Annotated in this window: 22 protein-coding genes and 1 pseudogene; 20 read left to right on the top strand and 3 right to left on the bottom strand. The window is 36.5% G+C overall.

All coding sequences use genetic code 11. The features are described from left to right. The first annotated feature begins 596 nt into the window (after positions 1–596). From HND39_07030 to HND39_07040, 3 genes are read left to right on the top strand one after another with little or no spacing between them, the layout of a single operon-like run. A complete protein-coding gene (locus HND39_07030) occupies positions 597–1,187 on the top strand; it encodes a flavodoxin (protein QKJ96056.1) in 591 nt (196 codons plus the stop codon). A gap of 11 nt (positions 1,188–1,198) precedes the next feature. Beyond that, positions 1,199–2,041: an SDR family oxidoreductase gene (locus HND39_07035; GenBank protein ID QKJ96057.1), complete on the top strand. Its 843-nt coding sequence runs from the start codon at positions 1,199–1,201 to the stop codon at positions 2,039–2,041. Positions 2,042–2,045: 4 nt separating this feature from the next. Next, entirely contained in the window at positions 2,046–3,284 is a 1,239-nt protein-coding gene (locus HND39_07040) for an MFS transporter (protein QKJ96058.1), read from the top strand. A gap of 4 nt (positions 3,285–3,288) precedes the next feature. Here the strand turns inward: HND39_07040 and HND39_07045 are convergent. Further along, positions 3,289–3,577, bottom strand: a pseudogene (locus tag HND39_07045) (AraC family transcriptional regulator). 317 nt (positions 3,578–3,894) lie between these two features. Between HND39_07045 and HND39_07050 the strand changes: the two are divergent. From HND39_07050 to HND39_07100, 11 genes are all read left to right on the top strand, one after another. Next, complete coding sequence (locus tag HND39_07050) at positions 3,895–6,579, top strand: beta-glucosidase (protein QKJ96059.1); 2,685 nt, start codon at positions 3,895–3,897, stop codon at positions 6,577–6,579. A gap of 246 nt (positions 6,580–6,825) precedes the next feature. Further along, on the top strand, positions 6,826–7,698 hold the full coding sequence (locus HND39_07055; GenBank protein QKJ96060.1) for an MFS transporter: 873 nt from the start codon (positions 6,826–6,828) through the stop codon (positions 7,696–7,698). A gap of 115 nt (positions 7,699–7,813) precedes the next feature. After that, positions 7,814–8,320 carry a cupin domain-containing protein gene (locus tag HND39_07060; GenBank protein QKJ96061.1) on the top strand — a complete coding sequence of 169 codons (507 nt, stop codon included), beginning with the start codon at positions 7,814–7,816 and terminating at the stop codon, positions 8,318–8,320. Positions 8,321–8,337: 17 nt separating this feature from the next. Next, a complete protein-coding gene (locus tag HND39_07065) occupies positions 8,338–8,712 on the top strand; it encodes a DUF2255 family protein (protein QKJ96062.1) in 375 nt (124 codons plus the stop codon). A gap of 24 nt (positions 8,713–8,736) precedes the next feature. Then, positions 8,737–9,918: an NAD(P)-dependent alcohol dehydrogenase gene (locus HND39_07070; protein QKJ96063.1), complete on the top strand. Its 1,182-nt coding sequence runs from the start codon at positions 8,737–8,739 to the stop codon at positions 9,916–9,918. Positions 9,919–9,923: 5 nt separating this feature from the next. Next, positions 9,924–10,523 carry an NAD(P)H-binding protein gene (locus tag HND39_07075; protein ID QKJ96064.1) on the top strand — a complete coding sequence of 200 codons (600 nt, stop codon included), beginning with the start codon at positions 9,924–9,926 and terminating at the stop codon, positions 10,521–10,523. A 110-nt stretch (positions 10,524–10,633) separates the two neighbouring features. Continuing rightward, positions 10,634–11,605, top strand: coding sequence for a DUF362 domain-containing protein (locus HND39_07080; GenBank protein QKJ96065.1), 972 nt, complete (start codon positions 10,634–10,636; stop codon positions 11,603–11,605). Between the two features lie 27 nt (positions 11,606–11,632). Beyond that, the gene (locus HND39_07085) at positions 11,633–12,526 is read left to right on the top strand and encodes a helix-turn-helix transcriptional regulator (protein ID QKJ96066.1); all 894 of its coding nucleotides are present in this window, start codon (positions 11,633–11,635) and stop codon (positions 12,524–12,526) included. Positions 12,527–13,101: 575 nt separating this feature from the next. Beyond that, positions 13,102–15,129 carry a transketolase gene (tkt, locus tag HND39_07090; protein QKJ96067.1) on the top strand — a complete coding sequence of 676 codons (2,028 nt, stop codon included), beginning with the start codon at positions 13,102–13,104 and terminating at the stop codon, positions 15,127–15,129. A gap of 183 nt (positions 15,130–15,312) precedes the next feature. Then, the gene (locus HND39_07095; GenBank protein ID QKJ96068.1) at positions 15,313–16,434 is read left to right on the top strand and encodes an NAD(P)H-binding protein; all 1,122 of its coding nucleotides are present in this window, start codon (positions 15,313–15,315) and stop codon (positions 16,432–16,434) included. Between the two features lie 22 nt (positions 16,435–16,456). After that, positions 16,457–16,891, top strand: coding sequence for a hypothetical protein (locus HND39_07100; protein ID QKJ96069.1), 435 nt, complete (start codon positions 16,457–16,459; stop codon positions 16,889–16,891). Positions 16,892–16,929: 38 nt separating this feature from the next. Here HND39_07100 and HND39_07105 read toward each other — a convergent pair whose 3' ends face one another. Beyond that, the gene (locus HND39_07105; protein QKJ96070.1) at positions 16,930–17,388 is read right to left on the bottom strand and encodes a hypothetical protein; all 459 of its coding nucleotides are present in this window, start codon (positions 17,386–17,388) and stop codon (positions 16,930–16,932) included. 319 nt (positions 17,389–17,707) lie between these two features. On the opposite strand from HND39_07105, the gene HND39_07110 reads away from it, so the two are divergent. The 5 genes from HND39_07110 to HND39_07130 all read left to right on the top strand — a co-directional run bounded on the left by HND39_07110 (position 17,708) and on the right by HND39_07130 (position 22,150). After that, on the top strand, positions 17,708–18,352 hold the full coding sequence (locus HND39_07110) for a hypothetical protein (GenBank protein ID QKJ96071.1): 645 nt from the start codon (positions 17,708–17,710) through the stop codon (positions 18,350–18,352). Between the two features lie 134 nt (positions 18,353–18,486). After that, complete coding sequence (locus HND39_07115; protein ID QKJ97915.1) at positions 18,487–19,746, top strand: NAD(P)/FAD-dependent oxidoreductase; 1,260 nt, start codon at positions 18,487–18,489, stop codon at positions 19,744–19,746. Between the two features lie 164 nt (positions 19,747–19,910). Next, the gene (locus HND39_07120) at positions 19,911–20,228 is read left to right on the top strand and encodes an RNA-binding protein (GenBank protein QKJ96072.1); all 318 of its coding nucleotides are present in this window, start codon (positions 19,911–19,913) and stop codon (positions 20,226–20,228) included. Positions 20,229–20,450: 222 nt separating this feature from the next. Next, positions 20,451–20,903, top strand: coding sequence for a hypothetical protein (locus HND39_07125; GenBank protein ID QKJ96073.1), 453 nt, complete (start codon positions 20,451–20,453; stop codon positions 20,901–20,903). After that, positions 20,900–22,150 (top strand): hypothetical protein, encoded by a 1,251-nt coding sequence (locus HND39_07130; GenBank protein QKJ96074.1) that lies wholly within the window; start codon positions 20,900–20,902, stop codon positions 22,148–22,150. The genes HND39_07125 and HND39_07130 overlap by 4 nt, the downstream gene beginning before the upstream one ends. 414 nt (positions 22,151–22,564) lie before the next feature. Here the strand turns inward: HND39_07130 and HND39_07135 are convergent, their stop codons facing one another. Then, positions 22,565–23,746, bottom strand: coding sequence for an MFS transporter (locus HND39_07135; GenBank protein ID QKJ96075.1), 1,182 nt, complete (start codon positions 23,744–23,746; stop codon positions 22,565–22,567). 262 nt (positions 23,747–24,008) lie between these two features. Between HND39_07135 and HND39_07140 the strand changes: the two genes are divergently transcribed. Beyond that, positions 24,009–25,328, top strand: a complete 1,320-nt coding sequence (locus tag HND39_07140) for a hypothetical protein (GenBank protein ID QKJ96076.1) — start codon at positions 24,009–24,011, stop codon at positions 25,326–25,328. Positions 25,329–25,331: the final 3 nt, after the last annotated feature.

Below are 25,331 nucleotides of genomic sequence, written 5' to 3' on the forward strand. Positions count from 1 at the left end.
AGGCAACGCTAAAACCAAAGTTTGCAAAAGAGCCACCAAGCCAACGCACGCCAGACAAACACGACAGAAATAAAAACGGCTGGTAACAAGGTTTGGCGTAATGCGGGGCGAAGTGCTTCGTATGAAAGTTATTTCTATCTTCCCAGTGTTCGGCTTCGAAGAAAGTGTGTGCTAAAAAGTCCACCCTTCGCAACACACGAACTCTTATCCAAGCGCTTTCTCAACATCCTTTATTAAACTTACCTGTCGGCAGGCTGGTCTTAAACATCTTCAATCCCAGCATAGAAGTAAACTAATACCGTTTGTCTGTTTCACACTCCGGACAAATACAGAAGACAAAACTTAAGAATCAATAAACCAAATTCACAATAATATCCTGAGCAAAACTAAACCGTAATCTGTATCAATCTTCCCGCCTTTTGTATACGTGCTGACAGTATAGCTATAGTATATTTCACTTGTTAATTTTAATCATCAACCTAAAAAATGAAAATTGGTAGTATGAAGTAAATTGAGATAGTTATTTCACGTTGCAATTTATATACAGTATGGTAAACAAAAAGAATTGGATAAAGCAAATAGCATTTTTAATATTTATGTTGTCAGTGTCTTGTACACATACACAGCAGAATGAAATACATACAGGCATTCATTCGAACACAAATCCTGAACGTACACTAATTGTTTACTTATCCCGAACCAATAACACAAAGGTAGTAGCCCAAATCATTCAAAAAAATATTGGCGGTACATTGGTAGCATTAGAATTAGAAAATCATTATCCCGAAGATTATCAGGCAACTGTCGAGCAGGTAAGTAATGAAAACGAAACAGGATATTTGCCACCACTTAAAACAAAGATAGACAGCATACAAAAATACGATGTTGTGTTTATTGGTTTTCCAACTTGGGGAATGCAGTTACCTCCACCGATGAAAAGTTTTTTAAACGAATACGATTTAAGTGGAAAAAAAATAATTCCATTCAACACCAATGCAGGCTATGGTATTGGTAGCAGCTTTCAAACAGTAAAAGAACTTTGCCCCAATAGCAATGTATTGGAGGGCTATTCAACAAAAGGTGGAATAGAAAGAGACGGAATTTTATTTGTAATGGAAGGCGACAAAGAAATACAGGTACAGGCAGAAGTAATAAAGTGGTTGCAGAAAATTAATTTAATTAAATAAATAAAATAAAAATGAAAACTAAAAAAAATATTATCGTATTAACCGGAGCCGGACAGCTCGGAATGGCCATTGTAAGAAGAATGGCGTATGGCAATAAAATATTTGTTGCCGATTGGAAATTGGAAAACGCCCAAGCCATCAGCAGAACATTGGTGGAAGCAGGTTTTGATGCCGTTCCTTTTAAAACAGATATTTCATCAAGAACTTCTGTTTTAGAATTGATCGCAGCAGCAAAAAAAGAAGGTGAAATTTCAATGTTTGTCAATGCTGCTGGACTATCACCAAGTCAATCTACTAAAGAGCATATTTTGGCAGTTGACCTTTACGGCACGGCTATCTTATTAGAGGAGTTTGGTAAAGTCATTAAAGATGGAGGGACTTGTGTTACCATTTCCAGTCAATCAGGTTATCGAATGCCTGCATTAACTGCCGATGAAGACCGATTGTTAGCTACTACACCAACAGAAGAATTATTAAAATTGAAAATGTTGCAACCCGAGAATATCAAAGACACTTTACATGCTTACCAAATGGCAAAGCGTTGCAATGTAAAAAGAGTAATGGCTGAAGCGGTAAAATGGGGTGAAAAAGGTGCAAGGGTAAATTCCATTTCTCCGGGTATCATTATTACACCATTGGCATTGGACGAAATCAACGGACCTAGAGGCGATTTTTACAAAAATATGTTTGCAAAATGTCCGGCTGGTCGTCCTGGAATGGCAGACGAGGTAGCGAATGTTGCTGAGCTTTTATTGTCAGACAAAGGGTCATTCATCACTGGTTCAGATTTTTTAATTGACGGTGGTGTAACGGCTTCTTATTTCTACGGACCCCTTCAACCCGAAAAAAAATAAAACTATGGCTATAGCAAATTCTTTTAAATTTCATTACGGCTACATCATCGTCTTTTGTTGCTGTCTGATAATGGGTGTCATTATTGGTTTGGTAATGAGTTGTGCCGGAATTTTTTATACACCTGTAAGTACCGACCTTGGCGTTTCAAAAGGTAATTTCGGATTGTATATGACTTTTGTATATGCCTGTTCGTTTTTGATGCTTTCCGTTGCCGGAAAAATGATGGACAAATACAGCGCAAGGTGGTTGCTCACGAATTGTTCAGGTGTTGTTGGGTTAGTATATCTGGCAATGACGCAGTTTACATCAGTCTGGCATTTTTATATTGCAGGTGCGGTTATCGGTATTGCGTTGGCATTTCTTCTTTATCTGAGTTATCCTGTTTTAATCAATCGCTGGTTTAATACAAGGGTTGGTTTTTTTATTGGATTATGTAGCGCGGCTTCGGGCATTGGTGGTGTACTGTTCAATCCTTTTGGTGGATATTTAATTGAAACCTATGGATGGAGAAACACTTATTTAATTTTTGGCATCATCATTCTTATAGTAGCTACTCCTTTACTCGGTATCTTGTTGAGAAATTATCCATCGGATAAAGGTGTGAAGTCTTTTGGAGAAAAAGCCGAAACTGCGGAAGTTCAAAAAACCGGAATGGATTATACTGTTGCCATTAAATCACCTGTCTTTTACGTCTTACTGGTTTTTGCCTTTTTTATGATTGCAGTTTCTACCCTCAATTTATTTTTGCCCACTTATGTTACCAGCGTTGGCTTTAGTGTAGAACAATCAGCATTTGTCGCTTCAGCCATTATGCTCGGGGTTACCATTGGTAAAGTTGCTTTGGGTTCAATCAATGATAGAAGCTCGCTGGCAGGGGTGCTTACTTCAACAGGTTTAGGAATTTTAGGTTTTATATTTCTGTTAATGGGAAAAGAAGGAATGGCATGGATGACTATTGGTGGATTTTTATTCGGATGGGCTTATGCTGGTGTTACGGTGGAGACTGCTTTATTGGTACGAACAGTTTTTGGCACAAAAGACTATTCGAAAATATTTTCCAACATCTCAATTGCCCTGGCGCTTGGCGGAGCCATAATGGCTGGTGCTTGGGGTTATCTCGCAGATTTTTTGAATTTCGAAATCATACTGTCAACAGGTATCGTGCTTTTAATCATTTCAGGATTAATTGGATTTTATGCGTTGAGAGTAAGCAAAAGCAATAGTTCCTCTGCCCAACAGTAAAAATTTAACTCAACCTCGCCCTATACTCACTGGGCGTAACACCCAACAGCTTCTTCACATACCTCGTAAAAAACGACCGGCTGCTAAATTCCATTTCATCGGCAATCTCCGATATGTTGAAACGTTTGCTTTGCAGCAGAATAATGATGCGTTCACGGACATGACGTTGTATCCATTCCGATGCGGTAACGCCTGAATGTGTTTTGCAAAGATGGTTCAGGTATTTTGGGGTGATATTAATCTATCAGCGTAAAACTGTACTTCCCTTTGCTGGAGGCAAACTGCTCATAGATGGTTCCTGTTTGTACACTGTGCTTCCCGCTTTCTTAGAGTTTGGCAAACAGGCTCCACATCTCCAGGATGCAGTTTCGAGCAAGTGCTAACTCAGGAACAGAACCGCTCCGTATCTCTATGAAGGAGAGTTTGTTGTTAACAACAATTAATGTAAATTTTATGACTGACCAAACTTAAATAATCAAAAGTTTGAGAAGCTGCATGGCAACATTTTGTACTGGAGGTTTTAAAGAAAATAATAGGTGGATGTGTATTCAGAAATAATGTATTTATTGATTTGTTTATAAAATTCACATTCAATCAAAAGGGCGCTCTTATGGTACTTAAATGTTTTATGTCGAGCCTGTTAGCATTAGTGTTTATCAATACATCTAATGTACAAACTATAAATAAAATGGGAAATAACCACCTTGATTCAAATGCTATTCATGAGCTTGTAAAAGCCATGACGCTTGAGGAGAAAGCCCACTTTGTAATAGGCGGTGGAATGGAAACGGAAAACACAGCTCCTGTTGTGGGCTTGTCTTACGGTGAGGTGAAAGGTGCTGCCGGTACCATAAAAGGCATTCTCCGATTAAAGATTCCTACCATGACCGTTGCCGATGGTCCCGCTGGCGTACGTATAGATGCCTATCGGAATGATGAAAAGAACAAATCATATTTCGCAACCGCCTGGCCTGTAGGTACGCTGTTGGCTTCTTCGTGGGATGTGGATTTGGTAAACAAACTGGGCAAAGCATTTGGACGCGAGGTGAAAGAATATGGCATTGATGTCATTCTCGCCCCCGGTATGAATCTGCAACGAGACCCACTCAACGGACGGAATTTTGAATACTATTCAGAAGACCCCTTGCTGACCGGGAAGATAGCCGCAGCCATTACAAAAGGGCTGCAATCTAATGGCATTGCCGTTTCTGCTAAACATTTTGCTGCCAACAATCAGGAAAGTAACCGGAATAATGTAAATGCAGTTGTAGATGTACGAACGCTCAGAGAAATGTACTTACGGGCTTTCGAAATTGTGGTTAAAGAAGCTAAACCCTTCACCATAATGAGCAGCTACAATAAACTCAATGGTACTTATACCCCTGAAAGCTATGATTTGCTGACTACCATTTTAAGAGATGAGTGGGGATTTGGTGGTTATGTGATGTCTGACTGGTATGGTGGCAAAGACCCTGTTGCGCAAATCCGTTCAGGGAATGATCTGGTGATGCCAGGCACTCCGAAGCAAGCCCAACAAATAGTAGATGCTGTGAAAAAGGGAGAGCTTGATGAAAAGTTATTGGACTTGAGCGTTACCCGTATTTTAACCGTGATGTCGCAGTTGCCAACAATGAATGGCTACGCTTATAGTAATAAACCGGACTTAAAAACCAATGCTCTCATTGCCAGACAAGCTGCAGCAGAAGGAATGGTTTTGCTGAAAAATGAAAAGAAAACACTTCCTCTTTCAGTCGATAAAAAAATACTTCTTTTAGGAACTGCATCGTATGCGCCTATTATCGGGGGTACCGGTAGTGGAGATGTGCATGAGGCTTATACGATATCTACTTTTGATGGTTTGAAAAATGCCGGGTATCAATTGGACAACAAACTTGCTCAGCGATATACAAAACACGCTGCTGAAGATCTTAAAAAGTTTCCCCCACCTAAAATTATCCTGGGTAAACCCCGGATGCTGCCAGAAATTACTTTTTCCCTATCGGAGCTTACTTCGATGGCCCAAGGAATGAACGCCATTGTATTTACCCTTGGGCGGAATGCGGGCGAAGCAGCCGATAGAAAAATTGAAGATGATTTCAACCTGAACGATACAGAACTACAACTCATCAGTTCACTTTCGTCCATAAGCAAACAGCAAAACGTTCCATTTATCATCATCTTGAACGTTGGCGGTGTGGTAGAAACAGCAAGCTGGCGGGATAAAGCCGATGCCATTCTATTGGCATGGCAGGGCGGACAAGAAATCGGTAACGCCATTGCCGACATTGTAAGCGGCAAGGTAAATCCTTCCGGAAAGTTGCCGATGACTTTCCCCATGAAGTATGAAGACGTGTCTTCGGCTTCTTCCTTTCCGGGCTTTCCCTTAGGTGTTCCGTCCACCTCTGTGTATGAAGAGGGCATTTATGTAGGCTATCGTGATTATAACAAGGAAAACAAAAAAGCCGCTTACGAATTTGGATACGGTTTGAGTTATACCGATTTTAAATTTTCGGATTTGAAATTGAGCAAACAACAATTTGACACCAATATCACAGCCACCGTTACCGTTACCAATACGGGTAAAATAGCCGGTAAAAGTGTGGTTCAACTCTATCTCAGCGCACCCGCTACAAAACTGGATAAACCTTCGGAAGAGTTGCGGGCATTCGCCAAAACCAGACTATTAAAGCCGGGCGAACAACAGACTATAACCTTTACACTCAATGCCCGGGACCTCACTTCATTTGATGCCAATCAGTCGGCTTGGGTAGCAGAGAAAGGAGCTTATACCGTTAAGGTTGGATCGTCAAGCAAGAATTTTCAATTTCAGCAACAATTTTCATTGACTGAGGACCGGGTGGTAGAGAAGGTACATAACGTACTGCTGCCGAAAGATTTTGAAAATTCGGTTGCAGAAAGTAAGCTGGAAAGAAGTAAACAACCCGAATCTTCAGAGGTTTATTCATCCATCAATGATTTTTACGCAGGCAAATGGGAATTGACTTTTGTTGGAACTCCCAATGGCGATGCAGTATCTCATTTTGCGTTAAGCAGAAAGGATAGTAAGCTCACAGGCGAAATGACCGACCCAAGTGGAAAAACCAAACCGGTTCCATTTACCAAAATCATAGAAAGTAAAGACGGTGTTGAGTTGTTCTTTTCTTCACAAGGTTATGACGTCTCCGTGATGCTGAATAAAGTAGATGACGACAACCTGAAAGGTTCGTTGATGAATATGTTTGAGGCAAAAGCGGTGCGAATAAAAGATGGAGGAACCTTGCAAAAGAAGAAATAAAATTACTCAAAGATCCAAAAGCCTTTGGGATTGAATCAAGCAGATACTATGGATTTATTGGCGAAGCTGTAAACAAACAATACCTGCAGTTTCGGTTCAAGGAGAAAACCATTGTACAGGTGTTCTTGTTGGGCCAGTGCAAATTATAGAACGATAAAATTTTAAACATTAAAACAATATTCCTAACCGTTTTTTATGCATACCTTCAATCATATATTATCAAAGCATCATTAAAAACTCTTAACTATGAAAACTTCATTCTTAAAAATTATCAATAATTCCGTTAAGCATTGGTATCTACACCTCATTAGCGGCTTACTGTTCATAGCAACGGGGATATACACATTCGCATCACCCCTGGAATCGTATCTTGCCTTATCTGTTATTTTTAGTATTACTTTTCTGGTATCCGGTATAGGTGAAATTGTTTTTTCTATTTCTAATCGCAATGAAATTGATAGTTGGGGCTGGAATTTAGTATTTGGTATATTCACTTTGCTGGTGGGCGTTCTACTCATTGTCAAGCCTGAGATTTCAGTAGCAATGCTGCCACTTTATGTCTTTTACGTCTTACTGGTTTTCGCCTTTTTTATGATTGCCGTTTCTACGCTCAATTTGTTTTTACCCACCTACGTTATCAGCGTTGGCTTTAGTGTAGAACAATCAGCATTTGTGGCTTCGGCTATTATGCTTGGGGTTACCATTGGTAAAGTTCTTTTGGGTTCAATCAATGATAGAAGCTCGCTGGCAGGGGTGCTTACTTCAACAGGTTTAGGAATTTTAGGATTTGTATTTCTGCTACTGGGAACAGCAGGAATGATATGGATGACCATTGGTGGATTTTTATTCGGATGGGCTTATGCTGGTGTTACGGTGGAGACTGCTTTATTGGTACGAACAGTTTTTGGCACAAAAGACTATTCGAAAATATTTTCCAACATCTCAATTGCCCTGGCGCTTGGTGGAGCCATAATGGCTGGTGCTTGGGGTTATCTCGCAGACTTCTTGAATTTCAAAATCATTCTTTCAATAGGAATAGTGCTCTTATTGATTTCCGGTCTTATAGGACTTTATGTACTGAGAGTAAACAAAAATAACAGCTACGCTGTTCAACAGTAAAACTGGTAAGCAAAACTAAACCGCATTCTGTATCAATCTTCCCGCCTTTTGTATACGTGCTGACAGTATAACGATAGTATATTTCACTTGTTAATTTTAATCATCAATCTAAAAAATGAAAATTGGTAGTATGAAAATTATATTGATTACAGCTATTGCTCTTATAGCAATATTAAATTTTAATTGCAATAAAACGGAGATTAAAAATATGCCCGATGATAAATCAGAAAATCAGAATGCAATTTTTGCACAGGGTGATTTAGTGCCCTCAGAATATTTTACCGGGAATGCCTGGAATAAAAGTTTGGTTGCTGATGATTCTATATTCACAACTTCCGTAGGCAGTGTAACTTTTGAAGTGGGTGCACGATCTAATTGGCATTCGCATCCTGCCGGACAAATTTTACTTGTTACTGATGGAGTTGGTTATCACCAGATTAAAGGTGAGCCGATAGAAATTATCAGAAAAGGTGATGTTGTTAAATGTCCGCCTGATGTCATTCACTGGCATGGTGCATCAAGAGACAGCAGTATGACACACATCTATATTGTTCCAAATACAGAAAAGGGAATTGTTAAATGGATGGAAGCAGTAACAGACGAAGAGTATAGAAATTTATAAAGCAAGGAATTTTGAAAATGGCTGAATGGACTAAAGATGAATTAAAAAAAATAAGTGAAACTGACGATTTGCACATCGCACCTTTTCGTGAAGATGGAAAAACATATGGTACACCAACATGGATTTGGTCTGTAGTTGTTGGTGAAGATCTCTTTGTGCGAGCCTACAATGGAGAAAATTCAAGTTGGTATAAATCTGCATTGAAACAAAAAGCAGGAAGAATTAAAGCAGCAGGTTTTACAAAAGAAGTTACATTTAAACCGGTTGAAGAGTCAACAAATGATAACATAGATATTGCCTATAGTAAGAAGTACAAAGGAAGTTCTTATCTCAGTTCGATGATTAGTAAACGAGCACGTTCTGCAACAATCAAAATAATTCCAAAAGATTAAAAAACTTTTTTAGGAGTACATAAAATGGAAAGCCCAAATAACATTTCAAGAAGAAAATTTATTCAGCAATCCGCTGTTGTTGGAACAGGAATTATGATTGCCGGATCTACTGCATTTGGCAAACAAGCTAATGGAGAAGTGAGTATGATAGAAAATATTAAGTCTAAAGGTTATGCAGCAACTGATACTTCAGGTATTTTGAGTCCCTGGGAGTTTGAGCGAAGACCAGTCGGTGATAATGATATTTTAATTGATATTAAATATGCGAGCATCTGTCATTCCGATATTCACCAGATGAAAGGAGATTGGGGACCACAACAGTATCCGCAAGTTCCGGGACATGAGATAGTTGGGATTGTCTCTGCTGTTGGTAGTAACGTAACAAAATTCAAAGTTGGCGATAGAGCCGGGGTTGGTTGTATGGTAGATAGCTGTATGGAATGCGACAACTGCAAACACGGTGAAGAACAATTATGCGAAAATGGTAAAACACTTTTTACCTACGGATATCCTGATAAAACATCGCCTTCAGGAATTACTCAAGGTGGATATTCAACTAACATTGTTGTGAGAGATCACTTTGCAGTTCATATACCAGATCATATCAGTTTTCAGGAAGCTGCACCATTGCTTTGTGCTGGTATTACTACATATTCTCCATTGATGAACGCTAATTTCAAAATAGGAGATAAAGTGGGCGTGGCAGGAATTGGTGGATTGGGACATTTGGCTATAAAATTAGCTGTGTCTAAAGGTGCCGAAGTATATGCCTTTACAACATCTCCGGAAAAAGTAAATGATATTTTGGCGTTTGGAGCTAAAGAAGCAATTGTAGTAAATGATATTTCAAAATTATCTCCCTATAAAGGCAAATTAGATTATATGATTTCAACAATTCCTGTGAACTATGATATTGCTTCTTATACATCAGTTGTAAAGCCCAATGGATTTTTTACACAAGTAGGAATGCCGGCCGCTTTTCAAGAGAAGTTCAACTATTTTGCTTTAGCTGTTTCTCGTGTAAACGTTAATGCTTCACTTATAGGCGGGATACCAGAAACACAAGAGGTTATTCACTATTGTGCTGATAACAATATTCATCCTCAAATTCAAATTATCAAAGCTGAAGAAATTAGTGATGCCTGGAAAAAAGTTATTAACAAAGAAGCTCGTTACAGATTTGTAATCGATGCAGCAACATTTTAACAAATATGAAAAAGATAATTATACTCGGTGCCAGTGGAAGTCTGGCAAAATATGTAATCGAAAAACTTAAAACAGAAAATGATATTCACCTTACTTTGTTTTTAAGGAACAAAAAAAGATTGCATGATTTGGATGTGTCTGGATGTACTGTAGTTGAGGGTGATGTTTTGAATTACAATACTTTGAAAGATGCAATTCAGGGACAGGATATTGTTTATGTTAATCTTGCCGGTGATTTAGGAAAGATGACAACAAATATTGTTAAAGCAATGAACGAAACAGGTGTGAAAAGAATAATCGCCACTAGTTCCATAGGTATTTATGTAACACCGTTAAAACCTGTGTTAGCACCTTACAGAGCATTGGCTGATATTATCGAAGCATCAGATCTTGATTACACAATTCTGCGTCCAACCTGGTTTACAAACCTGCCTGCCGGTCAGGCAGGTAATGATGAAATTGATTATGAAATAACACATAAAGGTGAACCGGAAAAAGGAAGTATAATTTCACGTAAAAGTATCGCTGCATTTGTTTCGGAAATTATTAATAATCCGGATAAATATAGAAAACAGAATTTGGGAATAAATAAACCTGAACCATAATAAGTTTCAGAGAACTTTTAAGAAGTTTATTTTTGTATTATTAAATAAAAGCTTATTTAATGCTAATTATTAGAAAACTCCTAATCATTAATTATATAAGGGGAAGTAGAATGTATAAATATATTCAAACAATATTTCTAGGATTTTTTGTTGTAATTTCATCTGTTGGTATTTGCAGTGCACAACAAAAAACTGATATCAGTGCAAAACCAATTGTATACATGACAAGGGACATTACTTCCGATGGACTGATAGCTATATACAAAGCATTGAACCATAATTTACCCGGGAAAGTTGCTGTTAAAATAAGTACAGGTGAACCAGGTGGAAATAATTTTCTTTCGCCCAATCTGATCAAGAATTTAGTCCAGTCAGTAAATGGAACAATAGTAGAATGTAATACCGCTTATCCGGGTAAACGTGCAAATACTGAAGACCATAAAAAAGTAGCTGAAGAGCACGGCTTTACAGCAATCGCACCAGTAGATATTATGGATGAAGAAGGTTCCATTTCGTTGCCATTTGAACAAGGCGTTAACATAAAAGAAGATTTTGTTGGCTCTCACTTTACGAAATATGATTCATACATAATACTTTCACATTTTAAAGGACATGCTATGGGAGGTTTTGGAGGAGCAATAAAAAATATGTCTATTGGTATTGCTTCAGCAAGCGGAAAAATGTGGATTCATACTGCAGGGCTTACAGATGATTTAAATGATTTTGGTAAAGCATTTACAACACCACAGGATAATTTTCTCGAATCAATGGCTGAAGCAGCAGGAGCTATTATGTTAAGTTTAGGAGATAAAATTGTGTACATAAATGTGATGAATAAATTATCCATTGATTGTGACTGTTCTTCAAATCCAAAAGATCCTACTATGGGTGATATTGGAATTCTCGCATCACTTGACCCGATTGCTTTAGATCAAGCTTGTGTAGATCTGGTTTATAAAGCTCATGACGGACATGATTTAATTAAACGTATGGAAGAAAAAAATGCTGTGCATACTCTGGAACATGGCGAAAAGTTAGGGCTTGGAAGCAGAACATATGAATTAATAAGTATAGATAATTAATTTTGTATTTAAATATTTAGGTGAAATATGAAACACTTTAAAAGTATAAGTGAATTTGATGAGATGGAAGGATTTCCGCCACCGGAACATCCTTTATTCAGTTTAAATGAACTTGAAAGAAAATCAATTCTGGAAAAGAACATGGAGTTTGCTTGCGAATTCTACATAATCGGCTTTAAAAAAGTAAAAGCTGGGGAAATATTGTATGGCAATACAAAATATGACCATAATAAAGGTCATATGTTTTTCATAAAACCAAATCAAAAGCTTTTTGTACGCGGTCTTGAGTTTGCTGAGAAAGGATTTATTCTGCATATTCATGAGGATTTTTTGATGGGGCATCCTTTGTTTACAGAAATTAAGAAGTACAGTTTCTTCGATTATGAAATTAATGAAGCACTTCATCTTTCGCCGAGAGAAAAAGAAGTTATGTGGTCGTTGTTTCATAAAATGGAAAAAGAGTATCATGATAATCCCGATGAGTTTAGTAAATCGATTATTCTCTCTCATCTTGATTCTCTTTTGAAGTACGCACAGCGATTTTATAAAAGACAATTCATTGACCGGAAGCCATTGATTGGAAAAACAATAACAAAATTTAATGAGAACCTGAATTTATATTTTGATAAAGGCGAAGCAGAAGACAAAGGATTACCAACCGTGAATTTTATTGCCTCACAACTTAATATCTCGCCAAAATACTTAAGCGATTTATTGAAGCAGGAAACTGGTAAGACAGCATTAGAGTTGATCCATCTCTATGTAATCTCCGAAGCCAAAAATATGCTCGTTACAGGCGAACAAAGTATTTCAGAGATTGCTTATCGATTAGGATTTGAGAATCCGCCATACTTTTCCAGATTGTTTAAGAAAGAAGTGGGTGTAAGTCCCAAAGAATTTAAACATCAAATTCTTAACTGATTATTAATAAATACAAATCAACTTGGATTTTCCCAAAGGGACTCCTTTGGAGGAAAACCACCATACTTTTCCAGATTGTTTAAGAAAGAAGTAGGCGTAAGTCCCAAAGAATTTAAACTTCAAATCCTTAACTAATTATTAGAGACTTCAGAATTGTTATTGATATGTCACTCTGAATCCGGTAGCTGCCGGATGAAGAGTCTCTTGTTAATTTAAAAACAAGATATTCCACTCCTGCCTTGCCGGCAGACAGGTCGTTCAATATGACAAAATAGAATTTTTCAGAAGTATCTAAAAATAAATGTAAACAGACTTGGATTTTCTCAAAGGGACTCCTTTGGAGGGAAATCCACCAAATCTTTCAAGACTGTTCAAAAACGAAGGTTGGAATTAGTCAGAAAGATTTTAAAAACCAGATTTATAAATAAATTCAATTTTAATTCCTGCAAATAAGCCGTAATTTTACATTCAAGTTAAGCACTGCTTTGAGATGATTACGATGAACTTTTCTAATGCTATATATTTCGAACACCTTCATCTAACTTTACATTTTTTTAGCGATCAAGGAGTAACAAATGTCAAATAAAGATATTAATCAATTATCAATTAATACTATTCGCTTCCTTGCTGTTGATGCTGTTCAGAAAGCTAACTCCGGTCATCCCGGAATGCCGATGGGCTGCGCACCAATTGCATATCGACTTTATACAAAATATATGAAGCACAACCCTGCAAACTCACATTGGTTGAACCGCGACAGATTTATTCTCTCTGCCGGACACGGAAGTATGTTGTTGTATTCAATTCTTCATCTTTGCGGATACAAAATTTCAATGAATGATTTGAAAAGTTTCCGTCAATGGAAGAGTATTACTCCCGGACATCCTGAGTTTGGATTAACAGATGGAGTTGAAACAACTACAGGACCACTCGGACAAGGTTTTTCAAATGCTGTCGGGATGGCAATTGCACAAGAATACCTTGCATCACTTTTTAATAAACCGGAAATAAAAATTCTTGATCATTTTATTTACGGAATTTGCAGCGATGGTGATCTGATGGAAGGAATTTCTCACGAAGCCGCATCACTTGCCGGACATTTGAAGCTGAGTAAATTAATTTTCTTTTATGATGATAATGGAATCACAATTGACGGGAAAACAAGTCTTGCATTTTCAGAAGATATTAAAAAAAGATTTGAAGCTTACCACTGGCAGGTTTTAACTGTCAATGATGTAAATGATATTTCACAAATTGATAAAGCAGTAGAAGAAGCTCAGAAAGAAAAGAACAAACCAACATTAATTATTACAAAAACAAATATAGGGTTTGGCAGCCCGAACAAACAGGACTCAGCTTCTGCTCACGGTTCACCGCTTGGAGAAGCTGAAGTTAAATTAACAAAAAAGAATCTTGGATGGTGGGAAGATAAATTTTTTTATATACCCGATGAAGTGAGTGATCATTTCAATCAGTTGAAAAATAATTTCAGCAATTACGAAGATGAATGGAATAAGCTTTTTGAAACTTATAAGAAAAAATATCCGAATGCTGCCGAACAATTTGTAAAAGTATTCAATTATGATTTTGGTGATCTCTGGATTAATGCTCTTCCGGCATACACAAACTATTCGGAGAAAATTGCTACCAGAAGTGCTTCGGGAAAAGTAATCAATTCTATTGTTGAGTATCTTCCTACACTAATTGGCGGTTCGGCTGATCTCCATCCATCTAACGATACATACATAAATAATTCATCAAACTTCTCTGCAGAGAACAGAGCCGGTAGAAATTTTCATTTTGGAATTCGTGAACACGGAATGGGCGGAGTTTTAAATGGAATGGCTATTTACGGTGGATTAATTCCATACGGCGGAACATTTCTGATTTTTTCTGATTATATGCGACCATCAATTCGGCTTGCATCACTTTCAGGTGTTCGTCCAATTTATATTTATACTCACGACAGTGTCGGACTTGGAGAGGATGGTCCGACGCATCAGCCGATTGAACATCTGGCTTCACTGCGTGCAATTCCGAAATTAATTGTTATCAGACCTGCAGATGCAAATGAAACGGTTGAAGCATGGAAATTTGCAATCGAACATAAAGGAAGTCCTGTTGCAATCGCTTTAACGCGGCAAAAAATTCCGGTGATTGACAGAACAAAATTTGCAACAGCGGAAAATTTATCGAAAGGTGCATACGTACTTAATCAATCAGAAAAAAATCCCGAAGTAATTTTGATGGCTTCTGGTTCTGAAGTATCGCTTGCACTTGAAGCATTTAATGCACTTCAATCTGAAGGAATTAAGACAAGAGTTGTAAGCTTTCCAAGCTGGGAAATATTTGAAGCACAATCAGGAGAGTATAAAGAATCAGTTTTTCCAAAATCTGTTAAAGCAAGAATTTCAATCGAGGCTGGTGTAAAGCAAGGGTGGGAGAAATATATTGGTGATTTCGGTGAAGCAATCAGCATAGAAAAATTTGGTGCTTCGGCTCCTTACGAAATTATTTTTAAAGAATATGGTTTTACTAAAGAAGCAGTTGTTGTTTCTGTGAAGAGGGTTTTGGGGAAAATACAGAGTAAAAATAAAGTATAGCGCATAAATCAAGAAGAAAATGCGAGATTCAAATTCCAAATACTAAAAAACAATTTACAAACAAATTTCAATATTCAAATTTCAATTCTTCAGACATTCTTGAATTCGTTTGGAATTTTGAATTTTGTTTTTGGTGCTTATTTGTTATTTGGAGCTTGTATATTGGGATTTTAGAAAGGTAATATGAAAAAAATAGTAGTTCTCGGTGCCGGATTAGTAGGAAGAACAATTGCTCTCGAACTTTCCAAAGATTATCAAGTCACTGCTGTTGATTCAAATATAACGCCGCTGAAAAATCTTAAGGACAAAAAAATAAAAAAGATCAAAGCAAATCTTTCCTCAGATTCTGAAATTAAAAAAGTGATTAAGAATTGTGATCTTGTAATTTGTGCACTTCCGGGTTTTATGGGATTCAAATCATTGAAGTCAATCATCAATGCAGGTAAAAATGTTGTTGATATTTCTTTCTTTCCCGAAGATCAATTTCTGCTGGATAATCTTGCAAAGAAAAAAAATGTAACTGCAATAGTTGATTGTGGGGTTGCACCGGGATTAGCAAATATCATTCTTGGTTATCACAACCAGAAAATGAAAATATCAAATTATAAATGCCTGGTTGGAGGGCTTCCTTACAAACGCAAATGGCCTTTCGAATACAAAGCATTCTTTTCTCCAATTGATGTGATTGCAGAATATACTCGTCCGGCAAGATTAGTTGTTGATGGAAAGATAGTTGAAAAAGAAGCATTATCAGATTCTGAAATTATTAATTTTGCAAGGGTTGGAAAACTTGAAGCGTTCAATACAGATGGATTGAGATCATTACTGAAGACGATGAAGATTCCGAATATGGTTGAAAAGACAATGCGATATCCCGGACATATTGAACTGATGAAAATTTTCAGAGAAGTTGGATTATTTGGCGAAGACGAAATTGAAATAAAAAATAAAAAAATTAAGCCGATTGATCTGACCGCAAAATTACTTTTTCCATTCTGGTCACCAATAAAAGGTGAAAGAGATTTTACTGTACTTGATATTTTAATTGAAGGAAATCAAAACGGCAGAAAAAATTCTCACCATTATTTTATTTTTGATGAGTATGATCCCAAAGAAGAAAATTCATCGATGGCGAGAACAACAGGGTTTACCTGCTGTGCAGCAGCAAGATATGTGCTCGAAAAGAACTATAGTAGAAAAGGAATTTGTCCGTCCGAATATCTTGGCGAAGATGATAATTGCTTCGATTCCATAATTTCATATTTGAAAACTAAAGGAATTAAAATAGGTCATTCAAAAAAATAGTTGAAAGTTATTAATATCAGATATGACACAAAAATATTATTCGCCTCTGATTTTAATTTTTATCTTTTTGTTCGCTGAATATTGTTTATCACAGCAGGAAAAAGAATTGATAAATAAAAGTGATTCGCTTTATAGATATCAGGGTATTATCCCACCGGTTGAATATCAGTATGACCTTAATGAGTTTTTTATAGAACCACTTTTTAACGATGTGTCTGATGAAATATTATTTGAAGAAAACCCATCTAACATCTGGCTCAGAACAGAATTATTAATTTCAAATAATTCTTATTCAAATTTTAATGAAGTAAATACTTTCTTCACTGCACCATTGTATCAACAATATCTTCGTGATTCAGAATTCGATATGATGCGTTATGTTTTGGGAGCTGTGCAAGCCGGGGCAGTTGGTTATATGGCTTATCGACACATAAAAAAGTATGGTTTCTGGAAATAAAAAAGGCAGGGAAATTCTGCCTTCAAAATAAATATTGACTAGTTAAACCAATATCTTGCACCAATTCCACCATTAAAATCAAAATCTGTTGATGGTGCAAGATCGAGAATAGGAACAAGTTCCACAAAAATATCTACCGGTGCATTTGAAAACATATAATCCAAACCTAATGGAACTCTTACTCCGATAACTGCATCATCTTCCGCGAATACCACACGACCACCAACTCCAACATAAAACGGCAGCTTACCTGATTCAACTGGAATCAGACGAAAGATATGCCACACATAATCTGCCTGAAGTAATAAATGTCCATCACCTTGAAATGACCAGGCTGCTGCAAAATCGAAAGCATTTTCGCTGCTTGTCCAGAGTTTTGCGCTGACACCGGTGGGTTCTCCTAAAATAATTCCAAGTCCGAAACCTTTATCCTGAGCATTAACTGTAAACTGTGAAAAGATTACTAATGCGGACAAAAGATAAAATAATTTTTTCATTCTTTCCTCTAACTATTGATTAAAAACTATCATACAAATATAGAGTGATTAGCAGCAATTATCATCAATCAGAAACAAAAATTATACTTATGTGGTATGTAAATGCAAGTTGATACTTGTTGTGAATTATAGTTTAATTTGAAAGGATATCTGTAACCAAATTTTATCCAACTGAACAGGTTATTTGCCGAATATCAGTATTCGCAGCTTTTTATTTAAGTATTTAATTTTTTATGAAACACTTGAGTTCGTGTGGCGTCTCAATATTTAGTAAAGTAATTTTTAGAAAATAACTAACTAAAAGAAAGGATAATAAAAAATGAAAAATTTTATACAATTGCGAAAACTTTATAGCCTATCCACCAACTTTTCTGCAGTAGTTCTGCTTTTTATTTTTAACTCAATTTTATATGCGGAAACTCCGGGCGATTCATTAAAAAAAGATTCACAAAAATATCTTTCATTTTATGAAACTGTTGATGAAGGAAAAATTCATTGGGAAGTTAATTTTGATGGTGACAAAATAATTTCAATTTATAAAAACGGGAAACAAATTCCTGATGATCTTCTGGATGATTACAAAGATAAAGTTTATAGTCAGCTTGATGAAATGAGATTTGGAGAAAAGAAATTCAGTTTCCAAATGCCGAGGATCGTTGGAGATGAGTTTGATTTTAATTTTGATGAACTGAATAAAGAACTTGAGGAATTGAAAAAAAATCTTCCCGAACTAAAGGAGAATTTCCAGTTCCATCATTTTGATAGCGAAGAATTTAATGAAGAAATGAAAGAGTTGGAAAAAGAACTTGATGAAAACAAATCAAAAATCTATAAGTTCAAATGGAATGATGAAGAATTCAAAAAGCAAATGGAAGAGTTGGAAAAAGAACTGAAAGAAAATTTGCCTAAATTGAAAAAATTTCATTTCTATTATGATAGTGAAGAAGACTTCACGGAAGTCTGATTAATAAAATTTTCAACATTACTCTGCAACTATGGTTAATTCACAGCCGTCTTTTTGGCGGCATATTTTTTATGTGACTTTGCTCAACAGTTAACCTCCTGCAAATTATTAAATTTGTATCAGGAGGTTCAAATATTATGAAAAAGGTTATTATAGTTGGCGCAGGTTTCGGTGGTCTGACTGCCGCAAAAATTCTTTCCAGGTTCGATTTTGACATTACTATAATCGACAAAACAAATCATTTCGTGTTCCAACCACTTCTCTACCAGGTAGCAACTACTGCTTTATCTCCGGCTGATATTGCAATCCCCATCCGTTCAGTTTTTAGTGAATTTAAAAACGTTGAAGTTCTGCTCGGCGAAGTTAAGTTAATAGACAAAGAGAAGAAGAAAGTAATGTTTAATGGTTCCGAACTTGAATTTGATTATCTCATAATTGCAACCGGATCAAATCATTCATACTTCGGAAAAGATGATTGGGAAAAATTCGCACCGGGATTGAAAACAATGAATGATGCTTTGAAAATAAGAGAAATGATTCTTCTTTCACTTGAAACAGCAGAAAAAGAATCCGATCCGGTAATGAGACAAAAGTATCTCAACTTTGTAATTATTGGTGGCGGACCAACCGGTGTTGAACTTGCAGGCGCAATTTCAGAAATAGTGATCGATAATATTATTCATGATTTCAGGAACATTACTACCTTGATGACGAAAGTATATTTAATTGAAGCACTGCCAAAAATTCTTCCCAGCTATCCGGATAAACTTTCTTCTCATGCATTAGAAGATTTAAAAAAGCTTCGGGTTGAGGTAATATTAAATGAAAAGGTTTCTGAAATAAATGAACGGGGAATAAAAGTTGGTGAAAGATTTATTGAATCAAGCAATGTTCTCTGGGCAGCAGGAAACCAGGCATCACCGCTGATTAAAACTTTAGGGACCGAAACAGACAAAACCGGAAGAGCAATTGTCCGTAATGATCTTAGCATAAAGGAAGATGAAAACATTTTTGTTATTGGTGATGCTGCTTCATTAAAAAATGAAAAAGATGAATTTTTTCCTGCGATTGCACCTGTGGCAATGCAGCAGGGAAAATACGTCGCGAAAATTATCTCGCGGAATCTATCAGGAAAATCGAGAAAAAAGTTCAAATACAATGATAAGGGAACAATGGCAACTATAGGGAAAGCCAAAGCCGTTGGAGTTGTTAAAGGCGTGAAGCTCTGGGGTTTAATTGCTTGGCTTGCGTGGTCATTTATTCATATTTTATATCTTATTGGTTTTAGAAACAAGCTTAGAGTTATGGCTGAATGGATTTGGTACTACATAACTAATCGCCCGGGAATCAGATTGATTGTAAAGTATGCAAATGATACCCTTACTAAAATATAATTCACTTGTAAAAACTATTTATTTATTCTAACTTTGAATGTCCGCATAAAATAAAGATACAGCATTTCTTCAAATTCCAGCTTTATCTCTTTTTACAAAGACATGTATCAGGCTGTAAATAATAATCGCCTGACAATTTTTTTTATTTTTTTAAGGAGTTCAAAATGAACATTTACGTAGGCAATCTTTCATCTGACGTTAAAGAAGATGACCTCAATGAGCTTTTTTCGCAGTATGGTAAGGTTAGCAGTGCGAAAGTAATCCGCGATATGTTTACACAAGAATCGAGAGGATTTGGATTTGTTGAAATGCCCGGACAGGCAGAAGCAATGAAAGCTATTGAAACACTCAACACCTTTGAGCTGAAGGGAAAGAAACTGGTAGTTAATGAAGCTCGTCCGCCAAAAGATAGAAAAGGCGGCGGAGGCGGTCGTGGTGCCGGTGGTGCTCGTGGTGGTGGTGGCAGAGGTGGAAGAAGATAAACCACAAACAAATATTTTCTTAAAAGGCGATTCATTTGAATCGCTTTTTTGTTAGATATTACATCACCCATTTTTACTTTTTCTTACCAACGAAGACTAGAACTGGATTCATGTTGATAAAATCAGGGTATAATTCTTTATAATAAAATGAAGGAAAATTCTTCTTATTTTTTCCTCAGCACTTTAATACAGATTTATAACAAACAATTTTTGGGAGAATATATGAAGCAATTACTAATTGTTTCCTCAATCCTTTTCTCATTATTTGCTGGCTGTTCCGTACTAACTTTGCAGCCTGCAAATTTTTCCTGGCCGCTTGAGTCTGTTTTACCCGTTGACGAGAACGGAACTATTTCAGACGACAGATACTCACTCGAAGTTAATACAGTCGGAATGTTCTTTGAGGAGTTTCAGGATTCACTATCTTACAAAGGCAAGGATATCCGGCTAATAAGAGATAACCAGGGATTCTATTATATGACATCCAGTAACTTCAAGAATGTTTATGTTTTTAATACAGATGAAGGGAAGCTTGTTTTAGAAAATAAAATTTTCATTTCCGAGTTTGGTCTTCAAACACCCGCATTTAATCAGAGGGATCCTTACATCGAACTCGCTGACGGAACTAACAAAATGAATCTTACATACAAAGGAGTTGAAGGAGGTTCAAAATGATCAGAAAATATTTCAATCTCGTTTTAGTTTTATTTTTCTTTACTGGAGTAATAAATATTTCAAATGCTCAATCAGACAGAGAGATAGTAGATAATTTTAAAGCTGAATATTCAGCAATCGAAAAAAGTATTAAGGATGCAACCTCACTTCAGGAACTTCAGCCGGTTGCAGACAAAATATCAACTCTCAACAGTAACTATCTTGTTCACAAAGATTTACTCGATAAAAGTCTCTATCCCGATAAATTTGATGAATCAATTGATAAACTGAATAAAGCATACTTGTTAAGGCAAGGAGATTTTTCAACGATTGATGTTTTACAAACTGAAGTCGGAGAGCTTAAACAGCAGGTTGAAGTACTCAACCAGAGAAATAACGAACTTCTTTCACAAGTACAACGACTCGAAGCACAGAGAGATAAAGATGCGAAAACTATCAAGAAACTCGAAAAATTAGTTGTTGAACTTCGCGAGTCAATTCACGAACGTGACAATCTTGTTCTTGCTATGATTGATAGCTTGATGCCGCCCACCATGCGCGATAAAGATGTTTTCTCAACAGAAGATAAAAGCGAAGTTGCAAGCCAGGAGCAGAGGGACAATGTTTTGAACAATGTCAAAACAACTATCAGAGATAATATAAAGTTTATAAAAGCGACGTCACTAAAGCCAGACGATCTTAAAGAAATAAAAGAACAGCAGAAAGATTTTATTAACAAGTGGCAGAAAGTTGGAGTCCGGCTTGTTGAGGTTTATGCTGATAATGATAAAAAATCAGAAGAGTTAAAGCAGATTGATGATTTGTTTAATGAGTGGAATGCAGCCGTTAGACAGGAAGCCTGGGAATCGATTAACGAAGAATTTTCTTTGAATGGAATTGAACTGAGGAGTTTCCGGAACGGTGAAGATTTTACGGCTTCAGTTGAAACTTTCATTGATGACGAATTGAAAAATCTTGGAGTTAAAAGCGAAGAAGAATCAAAAAGAATTTATGCTCAGTTTGCTGACAGCACCTGGTTTAAAACAATCCAGCCGGTTTGGATGACTTACCTTGTTGAAAATAAAATGCTCACCGATGAAAATAAGAACAAAATGGAAAGTAAAATAGGTGAGTGGAAGAATGCATTATATCCATCCAACTGGTGGATTTACGTGGTTATTGCAATTGTAATAATTGCAATAGTTGCTTTCATTCTGACCAAAAGAAGGAAACCGAAATCTGCTGAAAATATCTCTTTGAAAGAGTGACTTATATAATTATGAATCAAAAAGCCCTGATCGTTTCAGGGCTTTTTTGCGGATGTCATCATAATATTTGAACTTTAAAAATTTTTCTCTCCAAATAAATCATAGGTCAACATAACTAATTAAACAAAACTTAATTGTATCTCTACCGTATGGCTTTAATTTTGAGATACAATGTGATGGAAAGACCTATAAGGATCATAGTATAAACCAGCAGCATTTTGACCTCCCAATTGTGTTAGTTTCCAGTGTTGAGCCAACAACTATACCAGCAATTTGATAAAATTAAATTCAATTTTAGTTGTCTCTTGTCTCTTAATGATAATTCGCTTTGAAAATTGAATATTAATAAAACAGCACATACAAACTTGTCGCTAATATTTTCGCTGAATACCAATCCTCACTAAAAGTAGTGTGCTATTTTTTTATTTGTAACATCATCAGGGTAGAAATCAAACCAAACACAAGACAACCAATCCAGAGATTAAACGTACCGTAAAGATCAAGAACAGTTGTTCCAAGCCACGGACCAACCATAAACGCAAAGCTGAATGACATCTGGAAATAACCCATATACTCGCCGCGTTGTTTTTCAGGAGCTATCTTAGCAACATACTCACCGGATGATGGAAAGAAAATCATTTCGCCGAATGTCCAGATAACAATTAAGACAACAATAGGAGGAATTGTATTTGTGAAAGCCATTAAACCAAAACCAACACCACACAAAAGCGCACCAAGCGACAAAGCTTTTTTATCATCCCAATTTCTCATCGAGTCATTAAGAGGCACTTCAATAAAAATTATCAGCACAGTATTTACAGCAGAAAGAAATCCAAACACTGCATTCGAAAAACCAAGTTCAGTTACAATGAAGAGTGGTAAAGCGCCAATATGCTGGAAGAAAACAATCTCAACCGGAATTAATGCAAGCAGGAAATAAAGTAATCTTCTGTCTTTTAGCACATTTACTTTTTTGTGAGCAATGTTTTTTTCAACTGTTTGTTTTTCCTGCTCTGTTGTTTCGTGTTTTTCAAAATGTGAAAAAGTAAGGAATGTTCCCGCCGCAAGCGATGAAAGAGCATTTATATAAAACAACAGGTGAAAATTTATCGTGCTTAATATTCCTCCGATCACTGGACCAATACTCATCCCAAGATTTATTGCCAGCCGCTGAAGTGCAAAAGCAGTTTTCCTTCTATCGGATGTAACTTCATCGGAGATGAAAGCCATACTTGCGGGACGGAAAGCTTCGCTAAGAATTGCCCAGATGAAAGTCAGTGATAGAAATAAAATAAAGTCAGTTATAAAAGAATAAAGAAAGAGAAAAGAACCGGTAGCAAACAATGATATTTTCATCTGACGCATTGTACCGATATTATCGCTTAGCTTTCCTGAAAATGGAGCCGAGATAAAAGCGCCAACGCCATAAACAGCAAGCACCAATCCCGCATCGGCTTTAGAAACTTTAAGAACCTGGTTTGCATAAAGAGCAATGAACGGCAAAACCATAGTGCCTGATCTGTTGATCAGAGTCGCTGCAGCAAGCATCCAGATATTTTTAGGAATATTTTTTAATCCCGCGTATGGGTTTTTCAAGAAGACCCGTTTGCTCGTGAAAGAATTTTTAACTTTTGACCCCGTGATTAACAATTATAAATGTCATCTCCCTGAAGACAGAAATTTAATTTTGAATTATACAGATTTCCGTTTTTGTGGGAATGGCAACACTGCAAAAATAAGTATGACACTAAACATCTCCATTAAAAAAAGTTAGTTATTCTATCCTGGCTTCAAGCAAAGGTTCTCACAATTTCCTATTTTACTTCCTGAAAAATTATCTACTATTATTTTTTAATTTATGAGTGAATCCGGTAACAAAGCTTGGGTCGTTTCTGCAGATATGGGCTACGGACATCAGCGGGCAGTTTATCCCTTAAGAGATATTGCTGAACATGGAATTATTACAGTTGGTTCTTCCGAAGCTGTTTCAAAAGCTGAGCAGAAACTCTGGAAAAGACTTTTGAATGCTTACGAATTTTTTTCGAGAGCAAAGAGTATTCCTTTGGTGGGTCCTCCGCTATTTTCTATGCTCGATTCGCTGATGAGAATTCCATCATTTTATCCGCTGAGAAATTTATCGAGCAGCACTTTTCAGGTTAACCTTCTGGAATCATTAATTAAAAAGGGTCTCTGTAAAGGAATGATTGATAAAACTTCAACCAGGAATCTTCCATTGATCACTTCGTTTTATGCATCCGCAGTAGCCGCTGATAAAAAAGGATTCAACAAGATATTCTGTATAATTTGTGACGCGGATATAAATCGTGTCTGGGTTGCGAAAGATCCCTGGGAAAGCAGAATAGAATACTTTGCGCCCTGTGGAAAATCAGCACAAAGATTAAAAGCCTACGGTGTTCCGGAAGAAAGAATTCACCTGACAGGATTTCCTTTGCCAACAGAATTACTTGGTGATGAAAATCTTTCTGTTTTGAAAAAAGATCTTGCACAAAGATTGTTTTATCTTGATCCGAAAGGAAAATTCAGGACAAGACACGGAATGAATGTAGAATATTTTCTTGGAAAAGAAAATTGTGTTTTTAAGAATGAACGAAAACTTACTATTACTTATGCTGTCGGTGGTGCAGGTGCGCAAAAGGAAATTGGAGGAAAGATGGCAGTAAGTCTTAAAGAAAAAATAAAAGCTGGCGAAGTAAATTTGAACCTGGTTGCAGGAATCAGAAAAGAAGTTTTCAATTACTTCAATGATATTAAAAATAAAATAGATCCTGAAAGCAATCGCATAAAAGTAATTTACTCTGATTCTTTACACGATTATTTTGATTTGTTTAACGAAGCATTGCACACAACTGATATATTATGGACAAAACCAAGCGAATTGTCTTTTTATTGTGCTCTTGGTATTCCAATTATTATGAGTCCAATCATCGGGTCGCAGGAAAAATTCAATAGAAAATGGTTGAGAGAAATTCAGGCAGCGTTCAATCAGGAAACTTCCGAATATACTGACCAATGGTTGTTCGATCTGCTCAACAGGGGAACTCTTGCTGAATCAGCGTGGGACGGATTTTTAAAAGCACGGAAACTTGGCACATTTAAAATCAAACAAGTTCTTGAAAAAGGATTTCTCGATAAAGAAACTCACCCGGTATTGAGGTAATTA

This window comes from Ignavibacteriota bacterium, assembly GCA_013285405.1.
Classification (GTDB): Bacteria; Bacteroidota; Ignavibacteria; order Ignavibacteriales; family Ignavibacteriaceae; genus IGN2.